Origin of the sequence: Micromonospora sp. NPDC005173, assembly GCF_040608515.1 — a bacterium.
Classification (GTDB): Bacteria; Actinomycetota; Actinomycetes; order Mycobacteriales; family Micromonosporaceae; genus Micromonospora.
Map to the genome: position 1 here is coordinate 1 of NZ_JBEXIK010000021.1, position 13,117 is coordinate 13,117.

Here is a 13,117-nt window from a genome sequence, read left to right on the forward strand (position 1 = left end):
GATCTTGACCCTAGACAAGTCAGATCATCCCAGATCAGAAGGCACTTTCGCGTTCCCGAGCGTCACCACCACCAGCCCTTACTGAAGGGCCGAGGCTAGTGGGCACGCAACTGATCGGATTGGTGAAGCGATGGCCGCACCGGTGTCAGCATTCGTGCAGGCTGGGTCAGCCTGGAGAGCTTCAGTGACCGGCCGCCGATGCCGATGCCCCTGCTTCACCGAATGCGTGACCACAATGGGGGAGGCAAGTTGGCTGCAAGTTTATGTGCGGCGGAAGGATCACTGAGAATCGCCAGGCGGTGGGACGTGCAGGTACTTGTTCAAACCGCCCGTCTTTGCGACTTGGCAGCCGTCAACGACCTGCACAAGCGCTGCTCGCGAGAAGCCCGGCGAGCCCGTTATCACGGCCCGCGCGATGGCCTCCGACCCGCCGAATGGAGGAGGCTGACCGATCCGGAACGAGGTTCGACCGTGTTGCTCAGGGCGAACAATGATCGTGGGCGTGCCATAGGCTTCGCCAGTCTGATGCATCTGCCGGATTCCGAGGCCGAGATAGCACTACTAATTGAAGACCGTTGGCAGAACCTCGGTATCGGAACGGCGGTAGTCAACCACCTCGCCTCCATCGCAAGCTCTCTGAGTATTCAGGCTCTGGCAGCCTGGATCGAACCGGGCAACGCACGAGCTCTGCGCATCATGCATGGGTTAGGCGCCAAGGTCGACCTCACCGATGGCGTTGCTGAGGCGCGAATCCTGTTGCGGAGCCGCGTAGATTCGTCTGTGTGACCTGGGCAGGGCCCCGGCATAGTCGTCAGGTGAGTGCGGAGTAGTGCCAGTGGGCGGGTGCACGCGCAGGCCGGTTATCGCGCTTTGCCGGGCCCTGTAATCGCAACCCAGGTACGCCCGCAACTGAAACGCTGCACGGGCTGACCAGTTCGAGGATGGCCCGATCCTCAGCCGGGCAATAGGTTTGTGCCCCTCCAGGGAGGGTGAGCCGGTGAAGAAGCAACGGCGCGTTTCGCTCGCACCGCCTGCCAGTGGCATCCGTCCACGCAGGAAGGTGCTGCTAATGGGGCTGATCATCCTGCTGGCGGGCCTGGGTCTGGCCGGCGGTGCCCTGGCCTACCGCTGGCACGTGTCCTCGGAGGCGGATCGGTTGCGGTCTGACGGCGTACCGGTGACCGCGTATGTCTCCGACCGGGCCGGGGGTGGCGGTCGGGGCAGCGGTATCGACCGGATCGAGGTCTCCTACCTGTACGAGTCGAGGCAGTACAGCACCTGGATCCCCTGCGCCGGTGTAACCGGCTGCCACAAGACTCCCGGACCGAGGATGGCGGTCTGGGTGGACCCGACCGACCCGGGGAAGTTCGTTGCGGAGAACGGGCACACGTCCGGCTCGCTGTCGTTCCTGATGTCCTGGACCACGATTCCGGGTGGACTGTTCTTCGCCGCGATCGGAACCGTGCTACTGGTGTTGGTCGTTCGATTCAAGGACGACAAGTGGAAATAGCGACAGCCCCGGCGGACGCGACCCTCGAAGGCCTACAACAACCGAGATAACCAGCATGACGAAGCCTGCGACTGGCGGTCGCCTGTTGGCTGGCCCTCCTGGGCCGCGGCCTCTCACGCTGAGGTTGCGGCCACGCAGAACTCGTTGCCCTCCGGGTCGGCCATCACCACGTGGTGCTCGTCGACTTCCTCCAGGACTCTCCCGCCTGCCTTCACCAGGCGCTGCGACTCTGCCCTGATCCGTGCCCACCGCTCGTCGGGGCTGCCGTGGCCCGGCACCCGGATGTCGATGTGGAGCCGGTTCTTCGCCGTCTTGGGTTCGGGGACGTTGAGGATGGACAGGCGGGGGCCGACGCCATCGGGATCGCACAGCCATGCAGCGTGCTCCGGGAGGTCGTCCTCCGGTAGGTCGAACTGCGCGAGCCACTCCTCCCGCGTGGCGAAGGGTGCGGGCGGCGGCTCGTCGACATAGCCCAGGGCCGTCTTCCAGAACGCGGCGAGCACCTGGGCGTCCGTGGAGTCAAGCGTCAGGTCAATGCTGGCTGCCATGCCGGGACCGTAGCCCGCACCTCTGACTTTCACCCAAGGCGTGCCTCGCCGGAATGGCGTCGGCGCTGAGGATCTCGACGCCTGCCTCCTGCACGTAGATCTCACGCCGGTCGACCGCCTGCCCGCGCTTGTCAAGAACGTAGCCGGTCAGCCAGATCCAACCGTGGTAGGTCGGACCCAGGTTCACCGCGGAGATGCGGAGCCGGAGAGCACGGTCACCGGCGAACTGGACGCTGGCGGCGGCGCCGATGAGCACGACGTCGCCCGTGGCCGGGACGCTCACGACGGCCAGTGGCCCCGGCTGATCGGGACGCGGTGCCGTATATGGCAGGGCAGCTCCGAACCGCAGCGGCAGACCCGCCGCCAACGCGTCCAACTCCACACGGGTCGGTGCTGCCGAGCGAGCGTCAACGCCGTGGCGAGCAGGTAGTCGTCGTAACGGATCCGGTTCATAGGCACTCCTGCGTCAAGCCCAAGGGACAGCCGTCAGGGCGACGGGATCCACGCCGCCCTGACGGGGCTGACCACCGGTTTGCCGAACCAAGGGAGCAGCCATCCACAACCTACGTCACTATCTGATGTAGGTAAACCCACCGTGCTTGATCCTCTTACATCACTTGCTGACGGAGGTTGGGCCATGGTCAGATGGCAGGGCCGAACCAAGGGAACCGGACCTCATGCCCTCTGCACCTGCCGAATATCGGCGTATCGCCGACGAGTTGACCGCGAAGATCAAGAGTGGCGATCTCGCGCCAGGGACGAAGCTGCCCAGCACGAGCGAGCTGGCCGATCAGTTCGGGGTCAGCGTCGCCACCGCCTACCGCGCGGTCTCGCTCCTGCACGACCGCGACCTGGTCGTGGGCCAACCCGGACGCGGCGTCTACGTCGCTGGCCAGAAGTAGCGGCAACCGCGCTGCCCTGATGGCGCCGGTCCGCCCGAAAAGCAGGTGCCGGATCTTTCCCCCGGTGCCATATGCTGCGCGCGTCGGCACGGGGCCACGGGGAGAAACACTTGCGACGCCACACCAGGGCAGCGGTCACGGCTGCGCTCATCACGATGACGCTGGCGGGCTGCGGCACGCCGGCCGGCACGGACGGTGACCTGTCCGACGACTGGAAGCCGATGGCCCAGGCGCAGCAGTTCAGCCCGAAGGCCGGCGAGTGCCACGTGATCCCCGAACCGACCGCGTACCTCGCCAGCTACGCGCCGGTGGACTGCGCGAAGACCCACCTGGTGGAGACGTTCCACGTCGGCACCTTCACCGGCGCCCTGGCGGCGCGGACCGCCCCGCCCAAGGTGGAGTCGGCGGCCATGCGCGCCGTCTTCACCGACTGTGACACCCGGGCCAAGGAGTTCGTCGGTGGCGACTGGCGCACGGCCCGACTGTCGGTGCAGGTCGCGCCCACCTCACCGGCCGGTTGGACGGGCGGCAGCCGTTGGTACCGGTGCGACATCTTCGAGCTGGACGAGGTGGACGGCGCCAACGGCGACGGCGAACGGGCGATCCACCGCGCCGCCACGCTGCGCAACGCGGTGGGTAGCCGCTCGCCGCTGACGTACGGCTGCATGAACGAGGATGAGTGGGGTCGACTTCGCCCGGCCGGCTGCACCACCGCGCACCAGTACGAGTTCGTCGGCATCTGGACCGCCCCGGACCGCTCCTACGAGGACGCCGGCCGGGACGAGGACTCGGTGCATTCCGCCTGCCGCACCGCGGTCGCCCGCTACGCCAAGGTGCCCGTCGACGCCAAGCTGCGCTACCGCACCGGCACCTCGTACCGCTTCCCCTCGCCGGAGCTGTGGGCGCGCGGCGACCGGGGGGTGCGCTGCTACTTCTGGTCCGGTGGTCCCAAGCTCACCCGGTCCATCGCCGGCGGCGGCCCGGCGGTGTTGCCGGTCAACTGAGCCGGGTTCGTCAGCTCTTGAGCGCCTGGGCGGATTTCCAGGCCACGGCACGGTTGATCCGGTCCGGGTAGCGCTCGATGATCGCCGCGTACAGTTCCTCGGCAGTTCCCGTACGCTGCGCGGCGGCCTCGACCTCCTCCAGGTAGCGGCGGGTCTCCTCGACGTTGGTCAAATCGTCGTCCGCGCCGTCACGTTTGTGCCCGGCGATCACCACACACGGCCGCAACGAGTTGACCATCTTGAGGGCCGCGTACCAGCTCTGAATGCCGTCGTTGCCCGCCTCGGCGAGGTACAGGTGGACGTCGTTGTAGACCACGTCGCCTGCGACGACGAGACCGAGCGACGGTACGTGCAGCACGGTCGTCCTGTCGGTGTCGGTGTGGCCCGCCTCGACGGCGACCAACTGCTCGCCCTCAAGATCGATCGTGTTACCGGCCAACGGCTCCGCCATCGGTGGATGCTCGGCGAGCTGGTCGGGGAAACCCTTGCGCCAGACACCGTCGAGCCACTGCTCCCCGAGCTGAACGCGCATCTTCTCCACCACGCCGCGAGGTGCCACCATCCGCGCCTGAGGAAAGCGCTCCAGCACGGCTGCCGCGCCGAAGAAGTGGTCGCCGTGGCCGTGCGTGATGTAGATCGTCGTGAGGTTCCTGCCGTTCGCCGCTACCCAGTCGGCCAGGGCCCGGCCCTCGTCGACGGTCAGTAACGCGTCGACCAGGACGGCGTCGCGATCGCCGTAGATCAGCGTCGAGCTGGTGGGCGACCACAGCTCGCGGCTCTCGCCCGGCGGCAGGTTCGTCGACACGACCGGCTTGGCCGGGGCGACATGGGTTGACCAGGTCAACCGTCCCATGGTTGCTCCTCACCGCCCGGCGCGCTCCCCGACACCCAGTGCAGCAGACCACCACGGCGCTCTGGGCGGGATCGCGGAAAGAGCGAACCGGGGGTGGCTCAGCGGCGCTCCAGCAGCTCGGCCAGCGCGGCGTCGCCCTGCCCGAGCTGCGACCCACCGGTCGGTGCCACGACCAGGAAGCGCAGGCAGCCGTCGAGTTCCACGTACCGATCGGGTCCGCCGGTGCCGTCGAGCGGGCGCAGCACGGCGAAGCCGGACGCCGGGGTGGCGCACTCGGTCGCCGGCCGAGCGGCTGCCAGTTTGCCGAGCACGGCGGCCTGCCGGTCCGGCGGTAGCGGCCCGCCGTACGCGAAGTCACCGGCCGGTTTGCCGCCACCCTGCTGCGACGCGGGCACCTGGTAGACGCAGAAGCGCAGCGGCTCCGCGTCCGGGACCGCCGGTGCGGGCGGCCCGGGCCGTCCGATCGTCGTCTCCACCCACACCATGTCCGCCCACCGCTGCTCGCAGCCGGCGGCCTCCGCCGCCGCGGATTCGACCTCCCCGACGGTACGGGTGTCCACCGTGGTCAGTCGCAGCGCGTCCAGGGCCGCCAGTACCTCGGGACGAGGCTTGCGGCATTCGTTCACCGGCAGGTACGGCCGCAGCCAGCGGCCCCGTTCGTCCAGTAGTGCCAGCCATGGCGGGATGACCATGTCGAGGGTGCAGGCGATCTCCCCGTCCGCCTGCTGGTCGGGGAGGCGCAGGGCGGCGATCAGCGGACCGATCTCCTCGGCCCGCCGTTCGGTGGCCACCTGCTCCCGACCGCCGCCGGGGCGTGGCCGGACCTCCCGGCCGCACAGCACGGCGGTGACCGGGGTGAACGCCGGGTCGATCCGCCCGATCGCCGGGTCGTCGCCGCCCGGCGCCGGCAGCTCACCGGACTGCGGGGCCGCCTCGGCGCACGAGGTCCACTTCTCGACGATCCGGGCCGGGCCGGGATCCTCCACCACCCCCGGCCCGGCGCTCCGGCCCGCACAGCCGACCAGCGCCACGGCGAGCAGCGCCACCGCCAGTACCGTCCCGCCCGATCGCACCCGGCTCACCACCTCTCCACCAGGCGATGGGACGGGCGGTCACCGCCCCCGGTTCCCTCAGGTGCCGACGTAGGCCGCGAGGTGCTCGCCGGTGAGAGTGGAGCGGGCGGCGACGAGGTCGGCGGGTGTGCCCTCGAAGACGACCCGGCCGCCGTCGTGTCCAGCGCCGGGGCCAAGGTCGATGATCCAGTCGGCGTGCGCCATGACCGCCTGGTGGTGCTCGACGACGATGACCGACTTGCCGGAGTCGACGAGCCGGTCCAGCAGGCCGAGCAACTGCTCGACGTCGGCGAGGTGCAGACCGGTGGTCGGCTCGTCGAGGATGTAGACGCCGCCCTTCTCGGCCATCCGAGTGGCCAGCTTGAGCCGCTGCCGCTCGCCGCCGGACAGCGTGGTGAGCGGCTGGCCGAGGCTGAGGTAGCCGAGCCCGACGTCGGCGAGCCGGTCGAGGATGGCGTGCGCGGCCGGCGTGTGTGCGTCGCCGGAGCCGAAGAACTTCTCGGCCTCGGTCACCGACATCGCCAGCACCTCGCTGATGTCACGGCCGCCGAGGTGGTACTCCAGCACCGATGCCTGGAACCGCTTTCCCTCGCACTCCTCGCAGAGGGTGGCGACGCCGGCCATGATCCCCAGATCGGTGTAGATGACGCCGGCACCGTTGCAGGCGGGGCAGGCCCCCTCGGAGTTGGCGCTGAACAGCGCGGGCTTCACACCGTTGGCCTTCGCGAACGCCTTGCGGATCGGGTCCAACAGCCCGGTGTACGTCGCCGGGTTGCTGCGCCGCGAGCCCTTGATCGCCGCCTGGTCGACCGACACCACGCCGTCCCGGCCCGACACCGAGCCGTGGATCAGCGAACTCTTGCCCGAGCCCGCCACCCCGGTGAGGACGACCAGGACGCCGAGCGGGATGTCGACGTCGACGTCCTGCAGGTTGTGGGTGCTGGCGCCGCGTACCTCCAGTGCCCCCGACGGCGTCCGCATCGACGACTTCAGGGAGGCGCGGTCGTCCAGGTGCTGCCCGGTGCGGGTGCCACTGGTCCGCAGCCCCTCGACGGTGCCCTCGAACACCACCTCACCGCCCTCGGTGCCGGCGCCCGGGCCGAGGTCGACGACGTGGTCGGCGATCGCGATCGCCTCCGGCTTGTGCTCCACGACCAGCACGGTGTTGCCCTTGTCCCGCAACCGCAGCAGCAGGTCGTTCATCCGCTGGATGTCGTGCGGGTGCAGCCCGATCGTCGGCTCGTCGAACACGTAGGTGACGTCGGTGAGCGACGACCCGAGGTGGCGGATCATCTTGGTCCGCTGGGCCTCGCCGCCCGACAGGGTCCCGGACGACCGGTCGAGGCTGAGATAGCCCAGCCCGATCTCCACGAACGAGTCGAGCGTGTGTTGCAGCTTCGCCAGCAGCGGTGCGACGGATGGCTTGTCCAGACCGCGTACCCACTTGGCGAGGTCGCTGATCTGCATGGCGCACGCGTCGGCGATGTTGACCCCGTCGATCTTCGACGACCGAGCCACCTCGCTGAGCCGGGTGCCACCGCACTCGGGGCAGGCGGTAAACGTCACCGCCCGCTCCACGAAGGCGCGGATGTGCGGCTGCAGCGTGTCGACGTCCTTGGACAGGAACGACTTCTGGATCTTCGGGATCAGACCCTCGTAGGTGAGGTTCACGCCCTCGACCTTCACCTTGGTCGGCTCCCGGTACAGGAAGTCGTGCATCTCCTTCTTGGTGAACGTGCGGATCGGCTTGTTCGGGTCGAGGAGGCCCGACTCGGCGTAGGTCCGCACCGTCCAGAAGCTGTCCGACTTCCAGCCGGGGATGGTGAACGCGCCCTCGGCGATCGACTTCGAGTCGTCGTAGAGCTGGGTGAGGTCGATGTCGGAGACGTTGCCCCGGCCCTCGCAGCGCGGACACATGCCGCCGGTGATGCTGAATTCGCGACGTTCCTTGACGGTCTTCCCGGCTCGCTCCAGGGTGACCGCACCCGCACCACTGATCGAGGCGACGTTGAAGGAGAAGGCCTGGGGCGAGCCGACGTGCGGCTGCCCGAGTCGGCTGAAGAGGATGCGCAGCATCGCGTTGGCGTCGGTGGCGGTGCCGACCGTGGAGCGGGCGTCGCCACCCATCCGCTGCTGGTCGACGATGATCGCGGTCGTCAGCCCGTCGAGCACGTCGACCTCGGGCCGCGCCAGCGTCGGCATGAAGCCCTGCACGAAGGCGCTGTACGTCTCGTTGATCATCCGCTGTGACTCCGCGGCGATCGTGCCGAACACCAGCGAGCTCTTGCCGGAGCCGGAGACGCCGGTGAACACCGTCAACCGGCGCTTCGGCAGCTCGACGCTGACGTCCTTGAGGTTGTTCACGCGGGCGCCCTGCACGCGGATCAGATCGTGGCGGTCGGCAGCGTGCAGCTCAGGCGACTGCGTGGCCTTCCCCGTGGCCTTGCTCATCGTGTCTCCATCTGTTGGGCGGGACCGCCGTCACGGTCTCCGTCGGCGTCCGCTGGCTCAGCCGGTTGGGGCGTCGGACCGACCGGTCACCCGCTCCTGCCGGACGGTCGGTCTAGCGCAGTTCCTGGATGCGGACCATGTTGCCCGCGGGGTCGCGGAAGGCGCAGTCGCGGACGCCGTACGGCTGCTCGGTCGGCTCCTGGACGACCTCGGCGTCGCTGGCCTCCAGCTTGGCGAAGGTGGCGTCGAGGTCGGCGGTGGCCAGGTTGACGCCGAAGTAGCTGCCCTTGGCCATCAGCTCAAGGATGGTGCGCCGCTCGTCGTCGGTGATGCCGGGGCTGGCGGTCGGCGGGTGCAGGACGATGGACGTGTCGGGCTGGTCGGCGGGGCCGACGGTGATCCAGCGCATCCCCTCGTATCCGACGTCGTTCCGAACCTCGAAGCCGAGGGTGTCGCGGTAGAAGGCCAGCGAGGCGTCCGGGTCGGTGTGCGGGAGGAAGCTCGAGTGAATGGTGATCTGCATGACGGTCACGCTAGGCGCGGCCCGGGAGCCGGCGCTTCTCGATTCCTGACCGGTCTGGTCACCTGTTTCGCCACGCAGGACGGCATCCCCGCCGTCGCGGCCGCCGCCTCACGCCGGTAGGTGCTGGGCGGCACACCGACCAGCTCAGTGAAGCGGGTGCTGAAGGTGCCCAGTGACGAGCAGCCGACCGCGAAACAGACTTCGGTGACGCTGAGGTCGCCACGGCGCAGCATGGCCATCGCCCGCTCGATGCGCCGCGTCATGAGATAGCTGTACGGCGACTCGCCGTAGGCGAGCCGGAACTCGCGGCTGAGGTGCCCGGCGGACATGTGCGCGCCACGGGCGAGCGCCTCGACGTCCAGCGGCTGTGCGTACTCCCGGTCGATCCGGTCGCGGACGCGGCGCAGCCGCGCCAGGTCGCTCAGGCGCTGCGCCGCGTCGGGTTTGCTGGTCACCTGCGAAATCGTGCCACAAAGCAGGGGCCAACGGTCGAGCGTGACGCGTCCGGTCGATCAGGATCGGCTTCGCGAGGCTGACCGGCTGCGCGACCCCGCCGAGCGGGAGGACACTGCCGGCCGGGGCCGGCGCGACCGCCGGCATGATGACCGGATGGCACATCTGGGACTGGTCGCGCTGCTGGTACGGGAGTACGACGAGGCGATCGACTTCTACGTCGGCGGCCTCGGCTTCGAGTTGGTGGAGGACACCGCCCGCCCGGGCGGCTCCCGCTGGGTGGTGGTCCGCCCGCCGGGCGCCCGGGAGACGGCGCTGCTGCTGGCCCGGCCGAGCAGTGCGGAGCAGCAGGCCCGGATCGGCGACCAGACCGGCGGCCGGGTCGGCCTGTTCCTGTACACCGAGGACTTCGCCCGGGACCATGCCCGGATGGTCGCGGCCGGGGTGCGGTTCCTGGAGGAGCCGCGGCACGAGGCGTACGGCTCGGTCGCGGTCTTCGCCGACCTGTACGGCAACCGGTGGGACCTGCTCCAGCCTCGCAGCACAGGGTGACGCGTCGACGACACTCCGCGCATGGGGGGTGATCGACTGTCACCGGTCATGTTATTCTCCGATGTCGATCTCTGCCGCGCGGACCCGGACCGGGTCGTTGTCGGAAGGACACCTCCCGATGCCGGCCGTTGCCACTCCGACCGCGCCGCCGCCCGCGCTGGACAATCCGGCCGGCGGCGCGTTCGGCCTCATCTTCACCACGTTGCCGGCACTGCTGCGGCTGACCTGCGGGCTGGTCGGCGCGGTGGTGGCGCTGTCGGTGCGTACCCCGCCGGTCGAGCCGGCCCTGCTGCTGCCCGGCGTGGCCGCACTGACCGGCTGGTCCGTCTGGTACGCCGCCCGCGCCCTGCGCCACGGGATTTCCCCGGCCCTGGTCGCCGGTGACGTCGCGGTCACCGCGGTGGCCTGCCTGCTCATCCCCCGCCTGGTGGCGCCCGGGGTGCTGCCCGGCGAGGGCAGCTGGATCGCGGTGCTGGCCAGCACCACAGTGATCAACACGCAGGCCACCGCCCCGGCACGCTGGTCCATCCCGGCCGGGCTGCTGGTCACCGCCGCGTACGCGGCCGGGGCGCAGGGGGCCGGCAATCCCACCGAGGCCCGGGCGCACGCGGCCACCCTGCTGGTGCAGACCGCCTGCACGGCGATGATGACGGCCGTGATGCGCCGCCGGATCGGGCGGGCGGACCAGGCGTTCGCCGAGCACCAGCGGCTGACCCGGGACGCGTTGGTCGCCCGGGCCGCCCGGGAGGCCGAACGCCGGCAGAACCGCGACCTGCACGACACGGTGCTCGGCACGCTGACCATGGTGGGGCTCGGCGCGGTGCCCGGGCGGTCGGCCATGTTCAGCGAACGGTGCGCCGCTGACCTGCGTGCCCTCGTCGCGCTGACCGACGGCGGCCCGGTGCCGGGCGACGGTCCGGTGCCGCTGGACGGGCGGCTGCGGACGGTGCCCGACCGGCTGCCGGAGCTGCGGGTGAGCCTGGAGCTGGCGTCGTGCGCGGTGCCCGCCAGCGTGGCCGACGCGATCACCGACAGCGCCTACGCCGCGCTGTCCAACGTGGTCCGGCACGCGCCGGGCGCACGGGCAACGCTGCGGTTGACCCGGGACGCGGTCGCCATCGTGGTCGAGGTGGCCGACGACGGCCCCGGCTTCGACCCGGCCAGCGTCCCACCGCACCGGTACGGGCTGCGCGAGTCGGTCCGTGGCCGGATGGCGGCGATCGGTGGGCGGGCCGAGGTGCGCTCGGCGCCCGGCGCGGGCACCGTGATCCGGCTGGAGTGGCCCGGTGTCGGCTGACCTCGGTGCCCCGGCGGAGCGCCCCGGAGCACCGGAGGCAACCCTCCGCGCCCCGGGGCCGGCGCTCCAGCCCGGCCTGACCAGCGTTCCGGGGCCCAGAAACCCGGCTCCGACGATGGTGCTCGCCGCGCCGGCGGCAGTGGCACACGCCTCCGACCGGGGTGCCCGGATCGCCGCCGTCGCCATCGCGCTGGCCTGGCATGCCGCCATCGGGCTGCCGGCGGTGCTGGGCGCCCGCACGGAGTTCGCCGCGCCAGCGGTGGTGCTCGGCGGCTGGGCGCTGGTCGCCGTGGCCGGCGCGGTGGCCGGGGTACGGCTGCTGCGCGGCGCGCAGCTGCCGCCATGGCCACTCGCCGCGCTGCTGGTCGCCGTCGACGTGGCGGTCTTCGCCGCAGCCGGCGAACGGCAGCTGTTCACCGCCGGCAACTGGGTGTGGAGCACGCTCGGCTGGTTCTTCCTGCTGGCGATGTGGGGCCGGCGGGTCACCGGGCTGCTCGCGCTGCTCGCCACGCACGCGTTGATCGCGTTGGCCGCCGTGCTCTGGCACGGCCCTGACACGGCCGACCTGGCCCGCTACGTGATGTACGTCTACGGCACCTTCTCGCTGCCGGTGGCGGTGTTCATGGGCAGCGCGGCGATCGTCGGCCTGGCCCGGGACCGGGCAGCCACCGCAGCCGCCGGTCACGCGATGGCCGCGGAGCGGGACGCCGCCGAGCGGGCCCTTCGGGAACGCCGCGACCGCCTCGCCCTGGTCGGCGCGGCGGCCGGGCGGGTGCTCGGGGACCTGGCCGCCGGGCAGGCCGATCCGGACGACCCGGAGGTGCAGCGCCGCTGCATGCTGGCCGCGGCCCGGCTGCGCCGCCTCATCGCCGAATCCGACGACGTGCCCGATCCGCTGCTGCACGAGCTGCGGGCCGCCGCCGACCTGGCCGAACGTAACGGACTGCCGATCGATCTGGTCACCATCGGCAGTCCGCCGCCGCTGCCGGTGGAGATCCGCCGCCGGCTGGCCGACCCGCTCACCGGCGTCCTCGCCGACGCGCGGGGCTGGGCCCGACTGACCGTGGTTTCCGGTCCTGACGAGGTGGTGATCAGCCTGGTCACGCCGGACCGGGAGGGGCCTGTGGCGGCCGGCCCGCCGCTCGGGGAGCACGACGACGGGCCGGTACAGCACCTCTACGAGCGGGACGGGGACATCAGATGGGCGCAGACCCGGTGGCGGAAGTGACCGGCGACCGGCCGGTCGGGGTGGCGATCGTCGACGACCACCCGGTGGTGGTCGACGGGGTGCGCGCCTGGCTCGCCACCGAGCCGAGGCTGACCGTGCTGGCCACCGGGGACGACCCGGACGAGGTGCTGCGGGCGGCGCCGGACGCCGACGTGGTCCTGCTCGACCTCCGCCTGCACGGTCGGATGGTGCTGGACAAGCTGGCCGAGCTGAGCGCCACCGGGCGGCGGGTGGTGGTCTACTCGGAGCACACCGACCCGGAGACGATGCTCGCCGCGTTGGACGCCGGGGCGGTGGCGTTCCTGGCCAAGCACGAGGGCCGGGAGCACTGTGTGGCGACCGTGCTGGCTGCGGCGAGCGACCGCGCGTACGTGCCGCCGGCGCTGGCCGGCGCGATGGTCGGCGACCCGCGACCGGACCGGCCGATGCTGTCCGACAAGGAGCGCGAAGCGCTGCTGCTCTGGTTCCAGTCGATGTCCAAGGCGTCGGTGGCTCGCCGGATGCGGATCAGCGAGCACACGGTCAAGCAGTATGTCGACCGTGCGCGGATCAAGTACACCCGGGCGGGGCGGCCGGCCGCCACAAAGGCGGCGCTGCTCGCCCGGGCGATCGAGGACGGCCTAGTCCGCCCGGAGGAGATCGGCATCTACCGGTCACAGGCGACGCACGACCGGCCGACCCCCTAACGGGCGTCATGACAGCGGCTCGCTGATCCACCAGGCT

General features: G+C 70.8%; 15 protein-coding genes. 8 read left to right on the plus strand and 7 right to left on the minus strand.

Annotated features, from left to right (window positions below; all coding sequences use genetic code 11):
* Nucleotides 1-306 precede the first annotated feature (306 nt).
* Together ABZV00_RS22330 and ABZV00_RS22335 are read left to right on the plus strand one after the other, a co-directional pair.
* Nucleotides 307-786 (plus strand): GNAT family N-acetyltransferase, encoded by a 480-nt coding sequence (locus ABZV00_RS22330; protein ID WP_355609238.1) that lies wholly within the window; start codon nucleotides 307-309, stop codon nucleotides 784-786.
* A 283-nt stretch (nucleotides 787-1,069) separates the two neighbouring features.
* Nucleotides 1,070-1,510, plus strand: coding sequence for a DUF3592 domain-containing protein (locus ABZV00_RS22335; protein WP_355609241.1), 441 nt, complete (start codon nucleotides 1,070-1,072; stop codon nucleotides 1,508-1,510).
* Nucleotides 1,511-1,623: 113 nt separating this feature from the next.
* Here ABZV00_RS22335 and ABZV00_RS22340 read toward each other — a convergent pair whose 3' ends face one another.
* Nucleotides 1,624-2,058 (minus strand): VOC family protein, encoded by a 435-nt coding sequence (locus ABZV00_RS22340; RefSeq protein ID WP_355609243.1) that lies wholly within the window; start codon nucleotides 2,056-2,058, stop codon nucleotides 1,624-1,626.
* Nucleotides 2,042-2,341, minus strand: coding sequence for a hypothetical protein (locus ABZV00_RS22345; RefSeq protein WP_355609246.1), 300 nt, complete (start codon nucleotides 2,339-2,341; stop codon nucleotides 2,042-2,044). The genes ABZV00_RS22340 and ABZV00_RS22345 overlap by 17 nt, the downstream gene beginning before the upstream one ends.
* Before the next feature lie 394 nt (nucleotides 2,342-2,735).
* Here ABZV00_RS22345 and ABZV00_RS22350 point away from each other — a divergent pair, with 394 nt between their 5' ends.
* Nucleotides 2,736-2,960: a winged helix-turn-helix domain-containing protein gene (locus ABZV00_RS22350; RefSeq protein ID WP_355609249.1), complete on the plus strand. Its 225-nt coding sequence runs from the start codon at nucleotides 2,736-2,738 to the stop codon at nucleotides 2,958-2,960.
* A 155-nt stretch (nucleotides 2,961-3,115) separates the two neighbouring features.
* Nucleotides 3,116-3,964, plus strand: coding sequence for a septum formation family protein (locus ABZV00_RS22355; RefSeq protein ID WP_355609251.1), 849 nt, complete (start codon nucleotides 3,116-3,118; stop codon nucleotides 3,962-3,964).
* Nucleotides 3,965-3,974: 10 nt separating this feature from the next.
* On the opposite strand, the gene ABZV00_RS22360 is transcribed toward ABZV00_RS22355, so the two are convergent.
* From ABZV00_RS22360 to ABZV00_RS22380, 5 genes are all read right to left on the minus strand, one after another.
* Nucleotides 3,975-4,817 carry an MBL fold metallo-hydrolase gene (locus tag ABZV00_RS22360; protein WP_355609254.1) on the minus strand — a complete coding sequence of 281 codons (843 nt, stop codon included), beginning with the start codon at nucleotides 4,815-4,817 and terminating at the stop codon, nucleotides 3,975-3,977.
* 98 nt (nucleotides 4,818-4,915) lie between these two features.
* On the minus strand, nucleotides 4,916-5,899 hold the full coding sequence (locus tag ABZV00_RS22365; protein WP_355609256.1) for a hypothetical protein: 984 nt from the start codon (nucleotides 5,897-5,899) through the stop codon (nucleotides 4,916-4,918).
* Between the two features lie 48 nt (nucleotides 5,900-5,947).
* Nucleotides 5,948-8,341: an excinuclease ABC subunit UvrA gene (locus ABZV00_RS22370; protein WP_355609258.1), complete on the minus strand. Its 2,394-nt coding sequence runs from the start codon at nucleotides 8,339-8,341 to the stop codon at nucleotides 5,948-5,950.
* Between the two features lie 112 nt (nucleotides 8,342-8,453).
* Nucleotides 8,454-8,864 (minus strand): VOC family protein, encoded by a 411-nt coding sequence (locus tag ABZV00_RS22375; RefSeq protein ID WP_328419636.1) that lies wholly within the window; start codon nucleotides 8,862-8,864, stop codon nucleotides 8,454-8,456.
* A gap of 5 nt (nucleotides 8,865-8,869) precedes the next feature.
* Nucleotides 8,870-9,319 carry a helix-turn-helix transcriptional regulator gene (locus tag ABZV00_RS22380; protein ID WP_328419637.1) on the minus strand — a complete coding sequence of 150 codons (450 nt, stop codon included), beginning with the start codon at nucleotides 9,317-9,319 and terminating at the stop codon, nucleotides 8,870-8,872.
* Nucleotides 9,320-9,473: 154 nt separating this feature from the next.
* Here ABZV00_RS22380 and ABZV00_RS22385 point away from each other — a divergent pair, with 154 nt between their 5' ends.
* From ABZV00_RS22385 to ABZV00_RS22400, 4 genes are all read left to right on the plus strand, one after another.
* Nucleotides 9,474-9,869 (plus strand): VOC family protein, encoded by a 396-nt coding sequence (locus tag ABZV00_RS22385; protein ID WP_355609262.1) that lies wholly within the window; start codon nucleotides 9,474-9,476, stop codon nucleotides 9,867-9,869.
* A 118-nt stretch (nucleotides 9,870-9,987) separates the two neighbouring features.
* Nucleotides 9,988-11,166 carry an ATP-binding protein gene (locus ABZV00_RS22390; RefSeq protein WP_355609265.1) on the plus strand — a complete coding sequence of 393 codons (1,179 nt, stop codon included), beginning with the start codon at nucleotides 9,988-9,990 and terminating at the stop codon, nucleotides 11,164-11,166.
* A 115-nt stretch (nucleotides 11,167-11,281) separates the two neighbouring features.
* A complete protein-coding gene (locus ABZV00_RS22395; RefSeq protein WP_355609449.1) occupies nucleotides 11,282-12,394 on the plus strand; it encodes a hypothetical protein in 1,113 nt (370 codons plus the stop codon).
* Nucleotides 12,367-13,080 (plus strand): response regulator transcription factor, encoded by a 714-nt coding sequence (locus ABZV00_RS22400; RefSeq protein ID WP_355609268.1) that lies wholly within the window; start codon nucleotides 12,367-12,369, stop codon nucleotides 13,078-13,080. Before ABZV00_RS22395 ends, ABZV00_RS22400 begins: the two co-directional genes overlap by 28 nt.
* Nucleotides 13,081-13,117: the final 37 nt, after the last annotated feature.